Origin of the sequence: Candidatus Microbacterium phytovorans (assembly GCA_029202445.1) — a bacterium.
Classification (GTDB): domain Bacteria; phylum Actinomycetota; class Actinomycetes; order Actinomycetales; family Microbacteriaceae; genus Microbacterium; species Microbacterium phytovorans.
The window spans coordinates 252,044-272,377 of the sequence record CP119321.1 but is presented as its reverse complement, the minus strand read 5'-3'; the positions used below and the strand labels follow the sequence as shown (position 1 = coordinate 272,377).

The 20,334-nt window shown below is 70.5% G+C and carries 15 protein-coding genes; 5 read left to right on the top strand and 10 right to left on the bottom strand.

Features of this window, described 5'->3' with window-relative positions; translation table 11 throughout:
• Positions 1-24 precede the first annotated feature (24 nt).
• Positions 25-1,479: an MFS transporter gene (locus P0Y48_01225; GenBank protein ID WEK14975.1), complete on the top strand. Its 1,455-nt coding sequence runs from the start codon at positions 25-27 to the stop codon at positions 1,477-1,479.
• A gap of 180 nt (positions 1,480-1,659) precedes the next feature.
• On the opposite strand, the gene P0Y48_01220 is transcribed toward P0Y48_01225, so the two are convergent.
• Positions 1,660-2,436, bottom strand: coding sequence for an SDR family oxidoreductase (locus P0Y48_01220; protein ID WEK13864.1), 777 nt, complete (start codon positions 2,434-2,436; stop codon positions 1,660-1,662).
• 196 nt (positions 2,437-2,632) lie between these two features.
• Here P0Y48_01220 and P0Y48_01215 point away from each other — a divergent pair, with 196 nt between their 5' ends.
• Positions 2,633-3,955, top strand: a complete 1,323-nt coding sequence (locus P0Y48_01215; protein WEK14974.1) for a bifunctional o-acetylhomoserine/o-acetylserine sulfhydrylase — start codon at positions 2,633-2,635, stop codon at positions 3,953-3,955.
• A gap of 70 nt (positions 3,956-4,025) precedes the next feature.
• Here P0Y48_01215 and P0Y48_01210 read toward each other — a convergent pair whose 3' ends face one another.
• Positions 4,026-4,967, bottom strand: a complete 942-nt coding sequence (locus tag P0Y48_01210; protein ID WEK13863.1) for a hypothetical protein — start codon at positions 4,965-4,967, stop codon at positions 4,026-4,028.
• 95 nt (positions 4,968-5,062) lie between these two features.
• On the opposite strand from P0Y48_01210, the gene P0Y48_01205 reads away from it, so the two are divergent.
• Positions 5,063-6,265: a homoserine O-acetyltransferase gene (locus P0Y48_01205; protein WEK13862.1), complete on the top strand. Its 1,203-nt coding sequence runs from the start codon at positions 5,063-5,065 to the stop codon at positions 6,263-6,265.
• A gap of 21 nt (positions 6,266-6,286) precedes the next feature.
• On the opposite strand, the gene P0Y48_01200 is transcribed toward P0Y48_01205, so the two are convergent.
• Genes P0Y48_01200 through P0Y48_01185 form a run of 4 tightly spaced genes read right to left on the bottom strand, consistent with a single transcriptional unit; the run spans position 6,287 to position 9,949 of the window.
• Positions 6,287-7,498, bottom strand: a complete 1,212-nt coding sequence (locus P0Y48_01200) for an MFS transporter (GenBank protein ID WEK13861.1) — start codon at positions 7,496-7,498, stop codon at positions 6,287-6,289.
• Positions 7,499-7,507: 9 nt separating this feature from the next.
• Complete coding sequence (locus P0Y48_01195) at positions 7,508-7,828, bottom strand: thiamine-binding protein (GenBank protein ID WEK13860.1); 321 nt, start codon at positions 7,826-7,828, stop codon at positions 7,508-7,510.
• Between the two features lie 30 nt (positions 7,829-7,858).
• Complete coding sequence (locus P0Y48_01190) at positions 7,859-9,082, bottom strand: hypothetical protein (GenBank protein ID WEK13859.1); 1,224 nt, start codon at positions 9,080-9,082, stop codon at positions 7,859-7,861.
• Positions 9,083-9,112: 30 nt separating this feature from the next.
• Positions 9,113-9,949 carry an NAD(P)H-hydrate dehydratase gene (locus P0Y48_01185; protein WEK13858.1) on the bottom strand — a complete coding sequence of 279 codons (837 nt, stop codon included), beginning with the start codon at positions 9,947-9,949 and terminating at the stop codon, positions 9,113-9,115.
• 39 nt (positions 9,950-9,988) lie between these two features.
• Here P0Y48_01185 and P0Y48_01180 point away from each other — a divergent pair, with 39 nt between their 5' ends.
• Positions 9,989-11,056 (top strand): NADH:flavin oxidoreductase/NADH oxidase, encoded by a 1,068-nt coding sequence (locus tag P0Y48_01180; GenBank protein ID WEK13857.1) that lies wholly within the window; start codon positions 9,989-9,991, stop codon positions 11,054-11,056.
• A 69-nt stretch (positions 11,057-11,125) separates the two neighbouring features.
• Here P0Y48_01180 and P0Y48_01175 read toward each other — a convergent pair whose 3' ends face one another.
• The 3 genes from P0Y48_01175 to P0Y48_01165 form a co-directional block, all read right to left on the bottom strand.
• A complete protein-coding gene (locus P0Y48_01175) occupies positions 11,126-12,181 on the bottom strand; it encodes a hemolysin family protein (GenBank protein ID WEK13856.1) in 1,056 nt (351 codons plus the stop codon).
• Positions 12,178-13,524, bottom strand: coding sequence for a hemolysin family protein (locus tag P0Y48_01170; GenBank protein WEK14973.1), 1,347 nt, complete (start codon positions 13,522-13,524; stop codon positions 12,178-12,180). Before P0Y48_01170 ends, P0Y48_01175 begins: the two co-directional genes overlap by 4 nt.
• A 164-nt stretch (positions 13,525-13,688) precedes the next feature.
• Positions 13,689-15,146 (bottom strand): GuaB1 family IMP dehydrogenase-related protein, encoded by a 1,458-nt coding sequence (locus P0Y48_01165; GenBank protein WEK13855.1) that lies wholly within the window; start codon positions 15,144-15,146, stop codon positions 13,689-13,691.
• A 146-nt stretch (positions 15,147-15,292) separates the two neighbouring features.
• Between P0Y48_01165 and P0Y48_01160 the strand changes: the two genes are divergently transcribed.
• Complete coding sequence (locus tag P0Y48_01160) at positions 15,293-19,006, top strand: multifunctional oxoglutarate decarboxylase/oxoglutarate dehydrogenase thiamine pyrophosphate-binding subunit/dihydrolipoyllysine-residue succinyltransferase subunit (GenBank protein WEK13854.1); 3,714 nt, start codon at positions 15,293-15,295, stop codon at positions 19,004-19,006.
• Here P0Y48_01160 and P0Y48_01155 read toward each other — a convergent pair.
• Positions 18,996-20,282, bottom strand: coding sequence for an amino acid permease (locus tag P0Y48_01155; GenBank protein ID WEK13853.1), 1,287 nt, complete (start codon positions 20,280-20,282; stop codon positions 18,996-18,998). The genes P0Y48_01160 and P0Y48_01155 overlap by 11 nt on opposite strands.
• Positions 20,283-20,334: the final 52 nt, after the last annotated feature.

Below are 20,334 nucleotides of genomic sequence, written 5' to 3'. Positions count from 1 at the left end.
GCCGCCGCGCCGCGCTCCTCCACCCTGCGCTCCTCAGCACTGGGTATCACCGCCGGGCTCATCGGCTGGTTCATCCTCGTCGAGGTGGTCAGCGGCATCCTGCAGGGGTACTACGTGCCCTTGTTCAGCGACATCGTCGTCGCCCTGGACATCCACGACTCCGACGTCAACTGGTTCGAAGCCGCCCAGCTGCTGCTGTCGGCGCTCGTCGTGCCGGTGCTCGCCAAGCTCGGCGACATGTACGGCCACAAGCGCATCCTGCTGATCGCGGCGGTCCTCACGGCGGGCGCGACGTGGTGGCTCGCGTTCGCTGGCTCCTTTTGGACCTTCCTCATCGCCTGGGCGCTCCAGGGGTTCTACGTCGTGTGGCTCCCCCTGGAGATCGCCCTCATCTTCGAGCGCGGCCGCGCGCAGAACCGCGGCGTCTCCCTCACCCGCCGCGCCGCGGGTCTCCTCGTCGTCGGACTGCAGGCGGGCGCGATCATCGGCGCCCTGGCCGCCGGACGCATCTTCGCCGCCACCGGGGGCGACCTGACCCTCACCCTCATCGTCCCGGCCATCGCGGTCACACTCGTCGCCGTCGTCATCTGGCTGTGGGTGCCGGAGTCCACCCCGCAACCGGGCCGGACGCTCGACACCTGGGGCTTCGTCATCCTCGCGTGGGGGCTGCTGCTCATCACGAGCGCACTCGCCTGGATGCGTCTCATCGGCGAACTCGACCTCGGTGACGGTGTCTGGGTGGGCGTCGTGACGCTCCTCGTGCTCGGCGTGGTCGTCCTCGTCGGGTTCGTGCTGTTCGAGCTGCGGCAGAAAGACCCGGCGATCGACGTCCGCGTGCTCGCGCGCCCCGACATGTGGCCCGTCCAGGTGACGGCGTTCCTGATCGGCATCAGCCTGCTCGGCGCGCAGGGCCCCCTCTCCACCTACGCGGGCACCGACCCGTCGCTCGGCTACGGCCTGGGGCTGGATGCCACGGAGCGCTCGAACGTCATCGGTGTCTACCTCGTGTCGCTCATCGTCGGTGCCGTGCTGTTCGCCGTCACCTCGCGCCGGGCGAGCCCCCGGATCGTCCTGATCGCCGCCGCCCTCCTCGTCGGCGTCGGGTACACCCTCTTCCTCCCCTTCCACCTCGAGCTGTGGCAGGTGCTCCTGAACCTCTCGATCGCCGGCCTCGGCTGCGGTGCCCTCGTGGGCGCGATGCCGGCGGCGGCCGCGGCGGCCGCACCGCTCGGTCAGACCGGCGTGGCATCCGCTCTCACCAACACGACCAAGACGATCGGCGGGACGTTCTCGTCGGCGGTGTTCGGCGTCGTGCTCGCCGGCGGCGCGGGGGTGGCGGCGAGCCAGACCGCCGCGTCGCTCGGCGGGTACCTGACGGTGTGGGCGATCTGCGCTGCGGGCGGGTTCCTCGCGGCGGTGCTCCTGTTCTTCGTCCCGAAGGTCGCTTTCGCCGACGCTGCGGAGACCCCCGCGGCCTGAATCGGTCCCGGTTCCACCGCGTCGGTGTCATCCGCGTCGGGTATGTCCGATTGATGCGCGACCCGTTCCTGCCCCGCAACTCCGGAAGTCCGGCTGACGGACGGGACGCGCTCACGACCGTTCGTGGCACCGCCTGACGGACGGGACCTAGATGCCGGAGTTGTGCTTGCCGTTCCGGCGCTACACGCGCGGGCGGAGCGGCCCGCGCGCCAGCAGGTGCTGGGCCGACTGCGCGACGGGGCGCATCGTGACCAGGTCGAGGTTCACGTGCCCCGGAGCGGAGAGGGCGTACGCGATCACGTCGGCCACGTCGTCTGCCGTCAGCGGCTCCGCCACGCCCTCGTAGACCTTCTCGGCCGCGGCCTGGTTGCCACCGAGGCGGTTGAGCGTGAACTCCTCCGTGTAGACCATGCCGGGGGCGATCTCGGTGACGCGGATCGGCTCCCCGTTGAGCTCCAACCGCAGCGCACGGGCGATCATCGACTCCCCCGCCTTCGCCGCGTTGTAGCCGGAACCGCCCGGGTAGGCGGTCTGGGCAGCGGTGGAGGTGACGTACAGGGCATCGGCGTGGTCGTCGTCAGCCGCGGCGGCCCGCAGCAGCGGAAGCAGGGCCGCGGTCACCCGCTGGGCCGACAAGACGTTCACCTCGAACATCCACCGCCAGTGCTCCGGGTCGCCGTTCTCGACCAGGTCCGTCCCGCGCGCACCGCCGGCAACGTGGACGAGCGCGTGCACCGGACCCGACGCCGCCAGGTGCTCGGCGAGCGCCGACACGTCGGCCGCCGCGGTGAGGTCGGCGGCGAAGGACACGGAGCCCACCTCGGCATCCAGTTCGGCGAGCCGATCGGCGCGACGCGCGACCCCCACGACATCCCAGCCCTTCGCCCGGAGGGCTCGCACCGTCGCGGCCCCGATCCCCGAACTCGCCCCGGTCACCACTGCACGCCGTGTCGTCATGGTCTCCACGCTACGACACCGGCTCGGAGACTCCCCGGTGACCCGCGCATCCGCCTCGCCGCCGCGCACGAGAACGACGCGGAGCGCGCACGTTACGTCACATTTCCCGGGCGTTGTTGCGAGGGATGCCGTGAACGTACTGTCGAGCAACGGCATCCGCCGTGAGAGCCGTCACCCGAACCCGCAGGAGCACACCATGTCCGCCAACGAGAACTGGCGCTTCGAGACCACGCAGATCCATGCGGGAGCCGCTCCCGACCCGGTCACGAAGGCGCGCGCCACGCCGATCTACCAGACCACCTCGTACGTGTTCGACAACGCCGACCACGCCGCGAACCTCTTCGCGCTGGCCGAGTTCGGCAACATCTACACGCGCATCCAGAACCCCACGCAGGATGTCGTCGAGCAGCGCATCGCGGCGCTCGAAGGCGGGACGGGCGCGCTCCTGGTGGCATCCGGGCAGGCCGCCGAGACCTTCGCGGTGCTCAACATCGCCGAGGCCGGCGACCACATCGTCTCGTCGAGCTCGATCTACGGCGGCACGTACAACCTGTTCAAGTACACGTTGGCCAAGCTCGGCATCGAGACGACCTTCGTGGAGAACCAGGACGACCCCGAGGAGTGGCGTCGCGCCGTCCGGCCCAACACGAAGCTGTTCTTCGCGGAGACGATCGGCAACCCGAAGATCAACATCCTCGACATCCGCACGGTGGCCGACGTCGCACACGAGGCGGGCGTGCCCCTCATCGTCGACAACACGATCGCGACCCCGTACCTGATCCGCCCGTTCGAGCACGGCGCCGACATCGTCATCCACTCGGCCACGAAGTTCCTCGGCGGTCACGGCACCGTGATCGGCGGCGCCATCGTGGACGGCGGGAAGTTCGCGTGGTCGCAGAACGTCGAGAAGTTCCCCGGTCTCACCGAGCCCGACCCGTCGTACCACGGCGCGTCGTACACGACGGCGGTCGGCGACGCCCTCGCCTACATCATCAAGGCGCGCGTGCAGCTGCTGCGCGACCTGGGTGCTGCGATCTCGCCGCAGAGCGCGTGGCTGCTCATCCAGGGCATCGAGACGCTCTCCCTGCGCATCGAACGTCACGTGCAGAACGCGCAGGAGATCGCGGAGTGGCTCGAGAACCACGACGACATCGCGTCGGTGAACTACTCGGGCCTGCCCACCTCGCCGTGGTACGCCGCCGCCAACACCTACGCGCCGACGGGCGTCGGTGCGGTGCTGTCGTTCGAGCTCAAGGGTGGTGTTCAGGCGGGTCGTGAGTTCGTCAACGCGCTCAGCCTCTTCAGCCACCTCGCCAACATCGGCGACGTGCGCTCGCTCGTGATCCACCCGGCCTCGACGACGCACTCGCAGCTCACCCCCGAGCAGCAGCTGACGACGGGGGTCACCCCCGGCCTCGTCCGCCTGTCGGTGGGCCTCGAGAACATCGACGACCTCAAGGCCGACCTGGAGCAGGCCCTCGCGGCCGCCCGTCGCGTGTCGGAGGCGGCTCGCGCCTGACCCGCACTCCACCGAACGACACGGATGCCTCGTCCTTCGGGACGGGGCATCCGTCGTTCATCGGTGCCGCTCAGGCGCCGTCCCACCACCGCAGCACCCGCCGTGCGCGCAACGTGACCCACCGGCTCGGCGCGCCCTCGTGTTCGCCCTCCATCTCGAAGAGCACGGGCCCCTCGTGGCGGTTCTCGTGGAGGAACCGGCCGTCGGGGAGCTGCTTCGCGCGGAGGAGCTCCACCGCGTCACCCAGTCGCGGATCGCGCAGGTCGGCGCGACGGAAGTACTCGAGCGCGCGAAGCGTGTCGTAGAACCAGCGCACGGGGTACGACGCCATACCGAAGCGCGGGTCGATGACCTCGCCGTCGGACTTCCGGAAGAGCAACCGCCTCTCCAGCAGCACCTCCTCCCCTCGCCGCAGGACCTCGTCGAGCCGCGCGTCACCGCCGCGGGCTCGGTGGGCATCGCGCAGTCCTTCCAGGGCGCACACCGTCGAGTGCAGTGACGCGACGCTCGTGCCGTCTTCGTCCCAGCAGTTCCAACCCCCGTCGGCGAGTTGGCCCGCCACGAGCGTGTCGATGATGGCGGACCCGTCGCGACCGAAGTACGTCGCGATCGTGAGCGCGACGCCGTTGATGCACGGCTCCGTCTCGCCCTCGAAGTAGGGCTCGCCGTCGTGATCCCACCGCACCTGCCGTTCCACGCGATCGACCGCCGTCACCACCCGCGGATCGCGTGGATCGACGCCGAGGTCGACCAGCTGCTGCAGCGAGAAGTGCGTCGCCGTCCACGCGTCGTACATCGGCCGGGACTCGTCGACCCACCCGGGTCGGTACACCCCGCCGTCCCACCGCCCGTCGGCACCCTGCTCGGCCAAAAGCCGCGCACCCCAGCCCTCGGAGGCGACACGTGCGCGTTCGACGGCGACCGTCGCCTCGTCGGCATCCGCCAGGTCGCGCAGGGTCTGCCAGCGGATCGCCGGATCTCCCGCGAGCAGGTACTCCACCGCGTTGTCCATGCCGGCGAGCGTACGCCCCGCCCCCGACACCCGACACCGGTGTTCCGGCCGTAACACGACGCACGCCAGCGCCCACGACCGGGAGAATGGATGCCATGGACTGGCAGACCTCCGAAGACACGGTGCCGAGCGCACCGATCACGGAGGCCGACGCGCGTCTGCTGCGCGCACGCCCGCCGGCGACCGGCGCGTGGCGCGACGGCGACGACCCGGGCGAGCGCCGGTTCGCCGCGCTCGGCGCGTTCCGCACGGAGAGCGGCCGGGAGCTGCCCGGCATCCGCCTCGCGTACGAGACGTGGGGTGAGCTGTCCCCCGCGCGCGACAACGCCGTGCTCGTGCTCCATGCACTGACGGGCGACAGCCACGTGCGCGGCGCCGCCGGGCGCGGACATCCCACCGCGGGGTGGTGGGAGGACATCGTGGGCCCGGGAGCGGCGATCGACACGGATCGCTGGTACGTGGTCGCGGCGAACATGCTCGGCGGATGCCAGGGCTCCACCGGACCGTCGAGCATCGCTCCCGACGGCTACGAGTGGGCCGGGCGCTTCCCGACGCTGACGATCCGCGATCAGGTCGAGGCGCAGGTGCGGCTGGCCGATGAGCTCGGCATCGACGTGTGGGCAGCGGTCGTCGGCGGCTCGATGGGAGGCATGCACGCTCTGGAATGGGCGGCCGGTCACCCCGACCGCGTGGAGAGGCTGGCGGTGCTGTGCTCGCCGCCGACCACGACGGCCGACCAGGTGGCGCTGAACTCTGTCCAGCTCGAAGCCATCCGCATGGACCCGCGCTTCGCCGGCGGCGAGTACTACGACGCCGCCGACGGCGAAGGTCCGCACCGCGGCCTCGCGCTCGCACGTCGTATGGCGCTGCTGAACTACCGCAGTCCCACCGAGCTCAATCAGCGCTTCGGACGCAGCTGGCAGTCCGACAAGAGCCCGATGACCGCCGGCGGCCGGTACGCCGTGGAGAGCTACCTCGACTTCCACGGCAACAAGTTCACCCGCCGCTTCGACGCGAACGCCTACCTCACCCTCGTCGAGGCGATGAACTCGCACGACATCGGGCGCGACCGGGGCGGTGTCGAGGATGCCTTGGCCCGCATCACGGCCCGCACGCTCGTGCTCGGCATCGACAGCGACCGCCTATTCCCCGTCGACGGTCAGCGGCGCATCGCCCGTGGCATCCGGTCGACCATCGACGACGACGTCGTGGTGCTCTCCAGCGACTTCGGCCACGACGGCTTCCTCATCGAGAGCGAAGCGGTCGGCAGGCACCTGCGCCGGCTGCTCGACTCCTGAGGGAGCATCCCGGACGGGGCGTCAGACCAGCGCGGGGCGTCGTTCGGCCTGGAGACTGACGACGGCGATCGCGAGCCCGGCGAGAGCGAGCACGACGCCCACCCAGACGGGGGCGACGAACCCGAAGCCCGCCGCGATGACGGCGCCGCCCAGGGCCGCTCCGGTCGCGTTGCCGATGTTCAAAGCGGAGTGGTTCAGGGCTGCGGCGATCGACTGGTTGTCGCCGGCGACGTCCATGAGCCTGGTCTGGATCGTCGGCCCGAGCACCGAAGAGGTGAACCCGATGGCGAACACGAAGACGGTGAGGGCGACGATCCACCCGGCGGTGAGGGCGAGAGCGACCTGGACGACCACGAGCCCGAGGAGACCGCCGAGGAGCGTGCGCCGCAGATCGTGATCGGCGAGGCGCCCACCGGCGAGGTTGCCGGCGGTCATGCCGAGTCCCATCACGACGAGCACGACGGGCACCGCCGCTTGCGGTGACCCGGCGACCTCCGTCACCAGCGGCGCGATGTAGCTGTAGGCGGCGAAGAAGCCTCCGAACCCGATCGCCCCGATGCCGAGCGTGAACCACACCTGTCCGATGCGGAAGACGCCCAACTCCGCGCGCAGCGTGCGTGCGGGATCGCCGGCGTGCGCGGGCACGAACACCCAGATCATGACGGCGGCGACGGCGAAGATCGTCGCGACCACCAGGAACGCGATGCGCCACCCGAACTGCTGCCCGAGGTACGTGCCGAGCGGAACGCCGACGACGTTGGCGATCGTGAGACCCATCATCACGGCGGCGACGCCCCGCGCGCGCTTGCCCGGACCGAGCACATCGGATGCCACGAGCGCTCCGATGCCGAAGTACGCGCCGTGCGGGAGTCCGGCCAGCAGCCGTGAGGCGGCGACCGTCTCGAAGGTCGGCGCGAGGAACGTCAGCGCGCTGAAGAACGTGAGCGCGGCGGCCAGCGCCAGCATGACGCGGTGCCGCGGGAATCTCGCGACGGTGGCGGCGATCGTCGGGGCTCCGATGACGACGCCGAGCGCGTACAGCGTGATGAGCCAGCCCGTCTGGGCGATGGCGCCGTCGGGGTCGGCGGCCGAGCGCGCCGGCAGCAGGTCGGCGGCGATGTCGGGCAGGAGGCCCATCACGACGAACTCGGTCATGCCGATACCGAAGCTGCCGATGGCGAGAGAGAGGAGCGCCCCCGTCGCCGCACCCCTCGAACGAGTCGAGGAGGTCACCGCACCATGCTACCCGCGGTCTTCCTCGCGCGCGGTCAGCGCCTGCTCGAGGCGATCGAGCTTGCCGGTGATCTCCCCCGTGTGGCCGGGGCGGATGTCGGCCTTGAGCACGAGCGAGACGCGGGAGCCGAAGGGCATCACGGCATCCGTGGCGGCCTTCACCACCGCGAACACCTCGTCCCACTCGCCCTCGATCTCGGTGAACATCGAGCTCGTGCGGTGCGGCAGCCCGGAGGCACGGACCACCGCGACGGCCGCGGCGACGGCATCGTGGACGGAACCGTCGGCACGTCCGGTGCCGCTCGGGGCGACGGAGAAGGCGATCAGCATGGGTCCTCCAGAAGTGGGACGGCGAGACGGTCAGGCGACCGCACGAGGCGCGGCCAGTGCGGTGTGCCGAGGGGAGCGGACTCGCGCCAAGCGTGCCACCATCCAGGCGAACAGCGCGATCAGCACGAGGTTGCGTGCCGTCAGCAGACTGACCGCCAGGGGCTCGGGCACGAGGATGCCCATATAGAGCACCGGGTAGACGAGCTGGGTGAGTAGCGCGGCGGCGAGTGCGAGGGTGGCGGGGGCGATCCACGCGGAGCGATCGAGCAGGAGCCCCAGCACGAGCGACGGGATGAGCCAGCAGAGGTACTGGGGCGATCCCACCTTGTTGAAGACGATGAAGCCGGTGACGAGCGCGAGCGACAGCACGGGGAACAGGGCGTGGAACGTCGCGCCCCGCCAGGCCTTCACGGCGCCGAGCACGGCGACCGCGGCCATCGCGAGCACCAGCAGTGGAGTCATGGCGGCGATCACGGGGTCGATCTGGGTGCCCGTCACCTGGAACGTGAGGAGGTCGTACGAGTAGTACACGGAGAACCCGTCGAGGCGCAGGAGCGCACCCCACAGGTACGGTGCCGCCACCGGCGCCTCGACCTGCAGCCCTCGCGTGGTCTGATCCCCGATGAAGCCGAAGGCGTTCGCCCCGCCTCCCGCCGCCCAGACCGCGGCCAGCGTGATAGCCGATACCGCGACCGCGCCGCCGATCACCGCGCCGCGTCGACGCACGGCGACGAGAGCCGCCGCGAGCAGGGCGGCCGGCCACACCTTCATCCAGGTGACGGCCGACAGGAGGATCGACGCGAGCCAGGGTCGACCGACGAGCCACAGACAGGCGGCTATCGCCACCGGGACCGTGAAGCCGTCGAGTCGGTAGAGGCCCACGGGACCGAGCGCGGCGATGTACGCGAGCCAGTACCAGGCCGCCACCGTGCGGCCGGCCGCATGACCGCGACCGACGAGCAGGGCGAAGGCGGCGGCATCCACCAGCATCACCAGGACGACCCAGGCGACCGTGTAGGAACCGACGAACGGGACGAAGGCGTGCGCGAGCACCATGGGGATCAACGCCAACTGCGGATAGACCCAGGTCTCGTCGATCCCGACGATGCCGCCGCCGTTCAGCGCCTGCGTCGACCACGGTTCGTAGACGCGGTACACGTCGCCCATCGGCTCGTTCGGCATGAGGAAGCCGAGCCACGCCACGCCGAGATGTACGACGACGAACACGACCCATAGAACCGTCCGTCTCGACACCCTCCCATCCTACGGAGAGCGCCCGGCGACTCACTCCGGCCTGTGGAGAGCGCCGACCGCTCTGGCCAGCTCGCCCGCGACATCGAGTGCCGTCACGGGTCCGCCTCCCGCGGCGCGCACCGCGCGACGGGCCGCATCGGCGTGGAGCCAGGCGCCCGTCGCCGCGAGCGGGCCGAGCGCCTCCACGTCGAGCTCTGCGGCCGCGGCACGAGCGGCGATGACCGCGCCGATCGCGCCCGCGAGGACATCGCCCGTCCCGGCGGTGGCGAGCCACGGCGTTGCGTGCGGGAGTGTCACCGACCATCCCGACGGCACGGCGACGACCGTTTCCGCGCCCTTGAGCACGACGCACGCGCCGAGGGCCTCCGCGGTCTCCGCCGTAGCCTCCGCGCGCGACCCGCGCGAGCGCAGACCCAGCAGTGCCCGCAGCTTCTCGTGCTCCCGCTCGTGGGGCGTGACCACGATCGGCGCTGCAGCGTCCGGCGCGAGATCGAGGGCACCCGCGTCGACGACGACCGGCACCGTCCCTTGCAGGATGCCGTCGAGGGCACGGGCCTCCTCGTCCGAGCGGTCATCGGCATCCGTCCCCGACCCGATCAGCCACGCCTGCACGCGCCCCTCCGCGACGACCGTCTCCGGCCGGCGCGACAGCACGAGGTCGGCCGCGCGGGGCGGCCCGACGTACCGCACCATGCCGAGGCCGGTCCGCCACGCGGCCTCGACACCGAGCACCGCCGCCCCCGGGTACGCCGTCGAACCGGTTCGGATGCCGAGCACCCCTCGGGAATACTTGTCGTCGGACGCGGTTGGCTCACGAAGGAGCTCCGCCGCGTCGGATGCCGTCCATCCCCTGGCCGCCCTGTTCATGGCGCCACCCTATCCACGCCACCTCTGGAGCTTCACCGCATGAGCCTGCTGTTCTCCCCCATCGACCTGCACGGCATCACCGTGCGCAACCGCCTGTGGGTCGCCCCCATGTGCCAGTACTCCGCCGTCGACGGCGTGCCCAACACGTGGCACCTCGTGCACCTCGCGCAGTTCGCCTCCGGTGGAGCAGGGGTCGTCATCGCCGAGGCGACGGCCGTCTCCCCCGAGGGCCGCATCTCCCCTGAGGACACCGGCATCTGGAACGACGAGCAGCGCGACGCCTGGCACCCGATCGCGCACGCGATCCGCGACCGCGGTGCCGTCGCCGGCATCCAGCTCGCCCACGCGGGCCGGAAGGCGTCGACCTGGTCGCCGTTCACCGGCCGCCGCGGCAGCGTGCCGACGAGCGAGGGCGGCTGGCAGACCGTCGCGCCCTCCGACGTCGCCTACGAGGGCTTCGCGGCCCCCGAGGCGCTGAGCCTTGCCCAGATCGACGAGCTCGTCGACGCGTTCGCGCACGCCGCCGTGCGCGCCGTCGACGCCGGCTTCCAGGTGCTCGAGGTGCACGCCGCGCACGGCTACCTGCTCCACCAGTTCCTCTCGCCGCTGTCCAACCGTCGCGACGACGAATACGGCGGCTCGCTGGAGAACCGCGCGCGCCTGCTCCTGCGCATCGTCGACGCCGTCCGCGCCGCGGCACCGGATGCCGCCGTCTTCGTGCGGTTCTCCGCCACCGACGCAGCCGACGGCGGCTGGGACGTCGACCAGACGGTCACCGTGGCCCGGTGGGCCGCCGATCACGGCGCCGAGTTCTTCGACATCTCCAGCGGAGGCCTCGTCGCCCACCAGCGCATCGTGACCGGACCGGGCTACCAGGTGCCGCTGGCGGCCGCGGTCCACGCAGCCGGCGCCGGTCCCGTCGGCGCCGTGGGCGAGATCACCGATGGCCCGCAGGCCGAGAGCATCCTCGCCGCCGGCGACGCCGACGTCGTGCTCGCGGGTCGGGAGTGGCTCCGCGACCCGCACTTCGCCCTGCGTGCGGCACGCGAGCTGGGCGAGACCGACAGCGCACCGTGGCCCGTGCAGTACGCGCGGGCGGCTCGCTGAGCTGATCGCCGCACATACGGCGGAGGGGGCGGGCGCTTCGCGCACCCGCCCCCTCTGCCGTATCCGTCGCTAGCGGCGTCGCCGAGTCGCGTCGTGGACCTCGCCGACGAGCTCCTCGATGATGTCCTCGAGGAACAGCACCGCCGTCGTCTCGCCGCGCGCGTCGCGCACCTGCGCGAGGTGGCGACTCGAGCGTCGCATCAACGCGAGAGCGTCCTCGAGGTCGGTCGTCTCCGACACGGGGACCATGTGGTGGATGCGCTTGGCGGGAATCGGCACGTCGGCGAGCGCATCGGCATCCGGACCCTCCGCCTCCCGCAGCACGTCTTTCAGGTGCACGTAGCCGAGCGGGATGCCGTCGGCATCCACGATCACGTAGCGCGAGAATCCATGCCGGGCGACCGATCGCTCGATCTCATCGGGCGTGGTCGATTCCGGCAGGGTGACCAGGTCGCCGAGCGGAACGGCGACGTCCTTCGCCTTCTTCTCGGTGAACTCGACCGCCGCCGTCACCGCGCCGGACGCGTCGTCGAGGACGCCTTCGATGCGCGACTGATTCACGATCGTCGCGACCTCGTCGAGCGTGAAGGTGGAGGCGGCCTCGTCCTTCGGCTCGACACGGAACAGGCGCACGATGTGGTTCGCGATCCAGTTGAGCGCGACGATCACCGGGTGGAAGAGCTTGGACACCCACACCAGCGGCGGAGCGAGCATCAGCACGGCGCGGTCGGGCAGCGAGAACGCGAGGTTCTTGGGCACCATCTCGCCGAAGACGACGTGGAGGTAGGAGACCAGCACGAGCGCGAGGGTGAACGCGACGCCGCCGATGACCGCCTCGCTCCACCCGGTGAGACCGAGCGGCACCTCCAGGAGGTGGTGGATCGCCGGCTCCGACACGTTCAGGATCAGCAGCGAGCAGATCGTGATGCCCAGCTGGCTCGTGGCGAGCATGAGCGTCGCGTGCTCCATCGCGAACAGCGCGGTCTTGGCCGCACGCGACCCCTTCTCGGCGAGCGGCTCGATCTGCGACCGGCGTGCGGAGATGACGGCGAACTCGGCGCCGACGAAGAAGGCGTTGAAGATCAGCAGGACGAACAGCCATGCGATACCGGCCCAGTCGTTCATCGCACCTCACCCCCCTGCGTCTCCGCGCGGACGGCCTTCTCGGCATCCTCCGACATCGGCGTCGGCACGAACCGCACGCGGTCCACGCGCCGGCCATCCATCCGGTGCACGGTCAGAGTCCCGTCTTCGATCTCCACCGTGTCACCCACGACGGGGATACGTTCCAGGGTCGACATGACGAATCCGCCGATCGTGTCGTAGACATCGCCCTCCGGCACGCGGATGCCGGTGCGATCGCTGAGCTCGTCGGGGCGTAGATCGCCGGGGAACGTCACGGCATCCGCACCCCGGACGATGCCGGCACGGCTGCGGTCGTGCTCGTCGAGCACCTCGCCGACGATCTCCTCGACGAGGTCCTCCAGGGTGACCACACCCGCCGTGCCGCCGTACTCGTCGACGACGATCGCCATCTGGTACCCGCGGGCGCGCAGTTCCGACATGAGACCGTCCAGGTGCACCGCCTCGGGCACCCGCAGCGGCTCCTCGGCGATCGCCGCCGCCGGCACGTCGGCCCGACGGTCGCGCGGCACGCTGATGGCCTGCTTCAGGTGGACGATCCCGGTGATGTCGTCCATCGATTCGTCGTACACCGGGAAGCGGCTGTGGCCCGTGCGACGGGCGAGCTGGATGACCTCTTCGACGCTGTCCCCCGCCGCGACGGCGTGGACGCTCGGGCGCGGGGTCATGACGTCGGCGGTCGTGAGGCGCGCGAAGGTCAGCGTGCGGTCCAGGAGCGAGGCCGTGTCCTTCTCGAGCACGCCCGCGCTCGCGGACCGGCGGACGAGGCTCGACAGTTCCTCCGCGGTGCGAGCGCCCGACAGCTCTTCCTTCGGCTCGACGCCCATCGCCCGCAGCACCCCGTTGGCGCTGCCGTTGAGCACCGTGATCGCGGGGCGGAAGACCGTCGTGAACACCGTCTGGAACGGGATCACGAGCTTTGCGGTCTGGCGGGGAACCGCCAGGGCGAAGTTCTTCGGCACGAGCTCGCCGATGATCATCGAGAACACCGTCGCCACCGAGATCGCCACGATCGTCGCGATCGGGCGGGCTGCCGACTCGGGGATGCCCCACGCGGTGAAGACCGGATTCAGCAGGTTCGAGAGCGCCGGCTCCATCGTGTAACCGGTGAGCAGCGTCGTCAGCGTGATCCCCAGCTGCGCACTGGAGAGGTGCGTCGAGGTGATCCGCAGCGCGCTGATCGTGAGCGACAGCCGGGACTCACCAGCGGCCTGTCGCTTCTCCAGCTCGGCCCGGTCGAGATTGACCAGGGCGAACTCGCTGGCGACGAACAGGCCCGTGCCGATCGTCAGAAGGAGCCCCACGCCCAACATGACGTAATCCATCACGCATCACCCCCGCTCGCGCGGGATGAGGGTCGGTGGGGCGAGTGTCTGCAACTAGGAGGGTCGTCCATCGTGCCGACGATTCTACGGCATCCCTCTCGGGAGCTCTCTGGTGCTTTCGCCACGCCTCGCGCTCGACTGGCGGGAAGAACCCGCAGCGGCGGCTACCAGCTGACGGGGAGCGCCTTACCCTCTTCGTAGCCGGCGGCGGACTGCAGTCCGACGGTCGCGCGCTCGTGGAACTCCGCGACGGTGGCGGCCCCGGCGTAAGTGAACGACGAGCGCACCCCCGACGTGATCATGTCGACGAGGTCCTCGACCGACGGGCGCAGCGGATCGAGGTAGATCTTCGACGACGAGATCCCCTCCGCGAACAACTCCTTGCGGGCGCGCTCGTACGGGTCGAGCCGGCCGAACCTGCCGTGGACGGCCTTCGTGGATGCCATCCCCCACGACTCCTTGTAGACGCGGCCCGCGGCATCCGTCTGCAACTCGCCGGGCGCCTCGATCGTGCCGGCGAACCACGAGCCGATCATGACGGATGCCGCACCCGCCGCGAGCGCGAGGGCGACGTCGCGGGGGTACCGCACGCCGCCGTCGGCCCAGACATGGGCGCCCAGCTCCGCGGCGGCCTGGGAGGTCTCCAGCACTGCGGAGAACTGCGGACGTCCGACGGCGGTCATCATGCGCGTCGTGCACATCGCGCCCGGCCCCACCCCGACCTTGAGGATGGATGCCCCGGCGTCGACCAGATCGCGCACACCCTCGGCGGTGACGATGTTGCCCGCGACCAGCGGGATGCCGAGGTCGAGGGCGGCGACTTCGCGCAGGGCGCGGAGCATTCCCTCCTGGTGGCCGTGGGCCGTGTCGACCACGAGGACGTCGACTCCGCCGTCGGCCAGGGCGCGCGCCTTCGCGGCGACGTCGCCGTTGATGCCGACGGCGGCCGCGACGATCAGTCGCCCGTCCGCGTCGAGGGCGGGGCGATACAGCGTGGATCGCAGCGCCGTGCGCTGGGAGAGAGTGCCGACGAGGTAGCCGTGCTTCAGCACGCACACGGTCTCGGCCTCCGCGGCGACGATGAGGTCGAACGCGTGGCGCGCGTCGGTGACGTCGTCGGCGTCGATGGATGCCGCGCGACCGCGCGCGAGGTCGCCCAGACGGGCATCGGGCAGGGCCGTGCCCAGGCGGGTCGCGGGCACCACGCCCAGGACGTCGTCGATGTGCACTCGGCCGTCGCGCTCGACGGCGACGACGATGCCGTGACCGTCGGTCGCCGGGAGCAGACTCGCCGCTTCGGCCACGGTCGCCTCGGGCGGCAGCACCAGCGGGGTGTCCCACACGACCGGCTGCGCCTTGACCCAGCGGATGGCGGCATCGATCTCCTGCAGGGGCATGTCCTGCGGCAGCACGCCGAGCCCGCCGCGGCGCGCGAGGGTCGCGGCCAGTCGCGCACCGGTGACCGAGTTCATGTTGGATGCCACGAGCGGAATCGTCGCCGTGGACCCGTCGCCGGGCGCCAGATCGACGTCGAGACGGCTCGTCACGTCCGATCTGCGCGGCACGAGGAAGACGTCCGAGTACGTCAGGTCGACCTGGGGGCGCTCTCCGGAGAAGTGCATGATTCCACGGTACCCACTCCTGACCGCACCGACGCCGGCATCCGTACTGCGGCCGTGATTACTGGGATACCCTTGTTAGTCGTGCGCGAGTGCCACGATCCGGGCCTGCGCACCATCTGAACTTCACCGATGAAAGCAGGAGAATCGTGTCCAGCCAGGTGACCGGCGCGGGAACATCGAACGACGGCGAATTCGGCGCCAACGAATGGCTCGTCGCCGAGATGTACGAGCAGTACACCAAGGACCGCAACTCCGTGGATCAGGCATGGTGGCCGATCCTCGAGTCCTACCGACCGGATGCCGAGGACGCCGCACCCGCAGCACCCGCCGAGGCCGCCGCACCCGCTCCCACCGCCACGCCCGCGCCGGCTGCAGCCCCTGCCCCGGAGTCGCATCCGGTCACCGCGCCCGTGCCGGTGATCGGCACCTCCCCCGTGGCCCGCACGACCGCGCGGCCCGCCGCACCCCAGCCCGTGCCCGCGCAGGCGCCCAAGTCGGCGCCGTCACCGCAGGAGGCCGGTGAGGACGTCGTCACGACCCTCCGCGGCATGCCCAAGACCCTCGCCGCCAACATGGACGAGTCGCTGACCGTGCCGACCGCGACGAGCGTGCGCACGATCCCCGCGAAGCTCCTCATCGACAACCGCATCGTCATCAACAACCACATGTCGCGCACGCGCGGCGGCAAGGTGAGCTTCACTCACCTGATCGGGTGGGCACTGATCCAGGCGCTCAAGGCGTTCCCGAGCCAGAACGTGTACTACGCCGAGGTCGACGGCAAGCCGTCCGTCGTCGCCCCCGCTCACGTGAACCTGGGCATCGCGATCGACCTGCCCAAGCCCGACGGCACGCGGGCTCTCATGGTCCCGAGCATCAAGCAGGCCGAGTCGCTGACGTTCCAGGAGTACCTGCAGTCCTACGAGGACCTCGTCCGCCGGGCCCGGGGCGGCAAGCTCACCGCCGCCGACTTCCAGGGCACCACGGTGTCGCTCACGAACCCCGGCGGCATCGGCACGGTGCACTCGGTTCCGCGACTCATGAAGGGCCAGGGGTGCATCGTCGGCGCCGGCGCGCTGGAGTATCCCGCGGAGTTCCAGGGATCGAGCGAGAAGACGCTCGTCGAGCTCGGTATCGGCAAGACCATCACCCTCACGAGCACGTACGACCACCGCGTGATCCAGGGAGCCGGGTCGGGCGAGTTCCTCAAGATCGTGCACGAGCTGCTCATCGGCCAGCGGGGCTTCTACGAAGGCATCTTCGCGGCGCTCCGCATTCCCTACGCCCCCATCCACTGGGCGGGCGACATCAACGTCGACATCGCCGAGCGCGTCGACAAGACGGCGCGCGTGCAGGAGCTCATCAACTCGTTCCGCGTGCGCGGTCACCTCATGGCCGACATCGATCCGCTGGAGTACGTGCAGCGCACGCACCCCGACCTCGAGATCGAGTCGCACGGCCTCACCTTCTGGGACCTCGACCGCGAGTTCGTCACCGGCGGATTCGGCGGGCGACGCATCATGAAGCTGCGCGAGATCCTCGGCGTGCTGCGCGATTCGTACTGCCGCACGATCGGCATCGAGTACATGCACATCCAGGACCCGGCGCAGCGCAAGTGGTTCCAGGACAACGTCGAGGTCAAGTACCAGAAGCCCGGTCACGACGAGCAGCTGCGAATTCTCGACAAGCTCAACCAGGCCGAGGCGTTCGAGACGTTCCTGCAGACGAAGTACGTCGGCCAGAAGCGGTTCAGCCTCGAAGGCGGAGAGTCGCTCATCCCCCTCCTCGACGAGATCCTGCAGGGTGCGGCGGGCGCCGGCCTCGACGGCGCCGCCATCGGCATGGCGCACCGCGGCCGCCTCAACGTCCTCACCAACATCGCCGGCAAGACCTACGGGCAGGTGTTCCGCGAGTTCGAAGGCTCCGTCGCGATCGGCTCCAAGAGCGGGTCGGGCGACGTGAAGTACCACCTCGGCACCGAGGGGACGTTCGTGTCGGATGCCGACGAGGAACTCCCCGTGTACCTCGCCGCCAACCCGTCGCACCTGGAGACGGTCGACGGCGTGCTGGAGGGCATCGTCCGCGCCAAGCAGGACCGGATGCCGATCGGCTCGTTCTCGTGGCTGCCGATCCTCGTCCACGGTGACGCCGCCTTCGCGGGCCAGGGCGTCGTGGTCGAGACCCTGCAGATGTCGCAGCTGCGCGGCTACCGCACGGGAGGCACCGTCCACGTGGTGGTCAACAACCAGGTCGGCTTCACGACGCTCCCCCAGGATGCGCGGTCGTCGGTCTACGCGACGGACGTGGCCAAGAGCATCCAGGCCCCTGTCTTCCACGTCAACGGCGATGACCCCGAGGCCGTCGTCCGCGTCGCCGAGCTGGCCTTCCGCTACCGCGAGGAGTTCCACCGCGACGTCATCGTCGACCTCGTCTGCTACCGCCGCCGCGGTCACAACGAGGGCGACGACCCGTCGATGACGCAGCCGCTCATGACGAACCTCATCGAGGCGAAGCGCTCCGTGCGCCGTCTGTACACGGAATCGCTGGTCGGACGCGGCGACATCACCGAGGAGGAGTACGAGAAGGCCAAGCAGGACTTCCAGAACCGCCTCGAGATCGCGTTCGCCGAGACGCATGCCGCCGCCACCGGTTCCACCGGCATCGTGACGCCGAGCGGCTCGGTCGACGTTGCGGTCGGCGAACCCGACACGACAGGCGTCGCACTCGAGGTCGTCCACCAGATCGGCGACGCGTTCGTGAACCGCCCGGAGGGCTTCACGGTGCACGCGAAGCTCCAGCAGCTGCTCGACAAGCGCAACGACATGAGCCGCAACGGCGGCATCGACTGGGCGTTCGGCGAGCTCCTGGCCTTCGGTTCCGTGCTCATGGAGGGCACCAATGTCCGCTTGGCGGGTCAGGACGCGCGTCGCGGCACGTTCGTGCAGCGGCACGCCGTCATGCACGACCGCGTGAACGGTCAGGAGTGGCTGCCGCTGGCGAACCTCGGCGACGGCCAGGGCCGCTTCTACGTGTACGACTCGCTGCTGAGCGAGTACGCGGCGATGGCCTTCGAGTACGGCTACTCCGTAGAGCGCGCCGACACGCTGACCCTGTGGGAAGCACAGTTCGGCGACTTCGCCAACGGCGCCCAGTCGGTCATCGACGAGTACATCTCGGCCGCCGAGCAGAAGTGGAGCCAGCAGTCGAGCGTGGTCCTGCTCCTGCCGCACGGCTACGAGGGCCAGGGCCCTGACCACTCGTCCGCACGGATCGAGCGGTACCTGCAGCTGTGCGCCCAGGACAACATGACGGTGGCGCGTCCGTCGACGCCCGCGTCCTACTTCCACCTGCTCCGTCGGCAGGCCTACGCCCGCCCGCGTCGCCCCCTGATCCTCTTCACCCCGAAGGCCATGCTGCGCCTGCGCGGTGCCACGAGCCCCGTGGAGGCCTTCACGCAGGGACGTTTCGAGCCGGTGCTCGACGACGACCGCGGGATCGACAAGAGCGCGGTGCGGCGCGTGCTGCTGCACTCCGGCAAGATCCACTGGGACCTCAAGGCCGAACTCGAGAAGAAGCCGAACCCCGAGATCGCCCTCGTGCGCCTGGAGCAGTACTACCCGGCTCCCGTCGACGAGCTCAACGCGATCCTCGACGGCTATCCGGACGCCGAACTGGTGTGGGTGCAGGACGAGCCCGAGAACCAGGGCGCGTGGCCCTTCATCGCTCTCGAGGTCGTGAAGAACCTGCGGGGCCGCACGGTGCGTCGCATCTCGCGCGCCGCGGCTGCGTCGACGGCGACCGGTTCGCCGAAGGTCCACGCGGTGGAGCAGTCGACGATCCTCGAATCGGCACTCACGCTCTAGCGCGACGTCCGCGGCGGGCGACGGTCACGACGACCGCCGCGGACGCGAGCGCGAGTGCGGGGGCCAGTGAGGCCCACGCGAGCGCCAGCATGCCCGCGCACAGCACCGCGGCCACGACCGCCATCCACCATCCCGCTGAACGCCGAGGCAGCAGCCGCACGGCGGCGACCATGCCGAGCGCGTAGATGGCGACCATGCTGCTCGTGTGAACGAGGATGAACGGGGTGAGCACCATGCCGTTCACGAGCATGAGCGAGAAGTACACGGCAGCGACGGCAGCGGTGAGGGCGAGCGCGCGGCGCGGGATGCCGCCGTGTTCGACTCCTCGGGAGAACCACCGCGGAAGGTCGCCGTTGTCGGCCAGTGAGGCACCCAGCTTCGCGAACGCCGCAAGGTACGCGTTGAGCACGCCGAGCGCGACGATGGCCGCGATGATGCCGACGGCGATCGGACCCAGGCGCGGTGACCCCAGCCGCGCGAGATCGAGGAGCGGCACCTGCCCCTCGCCCGCGCTCACCCCGAGCGCTCCGACGGTCACGACCTGCAGCACCAGGTAGCACGCGCCGGTGACGACGACGGCGATGCCGGTGGCCCACGGGATGTCTCGTGCGGGGCGCCGGAACTCCCCCGAGATATGGGTGCCGACCTCCCAGCCCGCGAACGCCCAGACGAACAGACTCACCGCCGTCGCGACTCCCGCCCACCCGTGCGGGAGGAACGGTTGGAAGTTCGAGGCCTCGACCGACGGTGCTCCCAGTCCGACGACGAAGACGACCACGGCGAGCAGGAGGGCGGTGAGCACGAACTGGGCGCCGCCGGCGACCCGCACGCCGAGCGCATTGAGCGCGAACGGCGGGAGGAAGATGAGGGCCGCCAGGAGCGGCACGAACGCGCGATCGACGCCGAGGGCGGCAACGACGTACTCGGCACCCAGTGCGGCGACCACCGGAGCCCCGGCGCACACGCCGAAGAGGAACCAGTAGCCCGTCATGCGGGCCGCGGTGCCCCCGAGCGCCTTCCGCACGTAGCTCGCGACTCCCCCGGGGTCGGGGTAGCGTGCGGCGAGGACGGCGAACGTGCCCGCCAACGGTACGGAGAGGCCGAGAACGGCCGCGACGGCCAGGATGCTCGCGGGGCCCGCCACGCTCGCCGTGAGGCCGGGCAGGACGAGCAGACCCGTGCCGAGGACGGATGCCACGTAGAGCGCGGTTCCCTGCACGAGTCCGATCCCGCCATGGCGGGCGGGCGTGTCGATAGCGAGGGAGCGGCCGGTCATGACACCATCCTGTCCAGCACCCCCGACGCTCGGCTCGCGGAAAACGGTCGTC

Coding starts and splice junctions, on each gene's coding strand:
- P0Y48_01220 (WEK13864.1), bottom strand. CDS start 2,436: ATGACGACACGGCGTGCAGTGGTGACCGGGGCGAGTTCGGGGATCGGG.
- P0Y48_01215 (WEK14974.1), top strand. CDS start 2,633: ATGTCCGCCAACGAGAACTGGCGCTTCGAGACCACGCAGATCCATGCG.
- P0Y48_01210 (WEK13863.1), bottom strand. CDS start 4,967: ATGGACAACGCGGTGGAGTACCTGCTCGCGGGAGATCCGGCGATCCGC.
- P0Y48_01205 (WEK13862.1), top strand. CDS start 5,063: ATGGACTGGCAGACCTCCGAAGACACGGTGCCGAGCGCACCGATCACG.
- P0Y48_01195 (WEK13860.1), bottom strand. CDS start 7,828: ATGCTGATCGCCTTCTCCGTCGCCCCGAGCGGCACCGGACGTGCCGAC.
- P0Y48_01185 (WEK13858.1), bottom strand. CDS start 9,949: ATGAACAGGGCGGCCAGGGGATGGACGGCATCCGACGCGGCGGAGCTC.
- P0Y48_01180 (WEK13857.1), top strand. CDS start 9,989: ATGAGCCTGCTGTTCTCCCCCATCGACCTGCACGGCATCACCGTGCGC.
- P0Y48_01175 (WEK13856.1), bottom strand. CDS start 12,181: ATGAACGACTGGGCCGGTATCGCATGGCTGTTCGTCCTGCTGATCTTC.
- P0Y48_01170 (WEK14973.1), bottom strand. CDS start 13,524: ATGGATTACGTCATGTTGGGCGTGGGGCTCCTTCTGACGATCGGCACG.
- P0Y48_01165 (WEK13855.1), bottom strand. CDS start 15,146: ATGCACTTCTCCGGAGAGCGCCCCCAGGTCGACCTGACGTACTCGGAC.
- P0Y48_01155 (WEK13853.1), bottom strand. CDS start 20,282: ATGACCGGCCGCTCCCTCGCTATCGACACGCCCGCCCGCCATGGCGGG.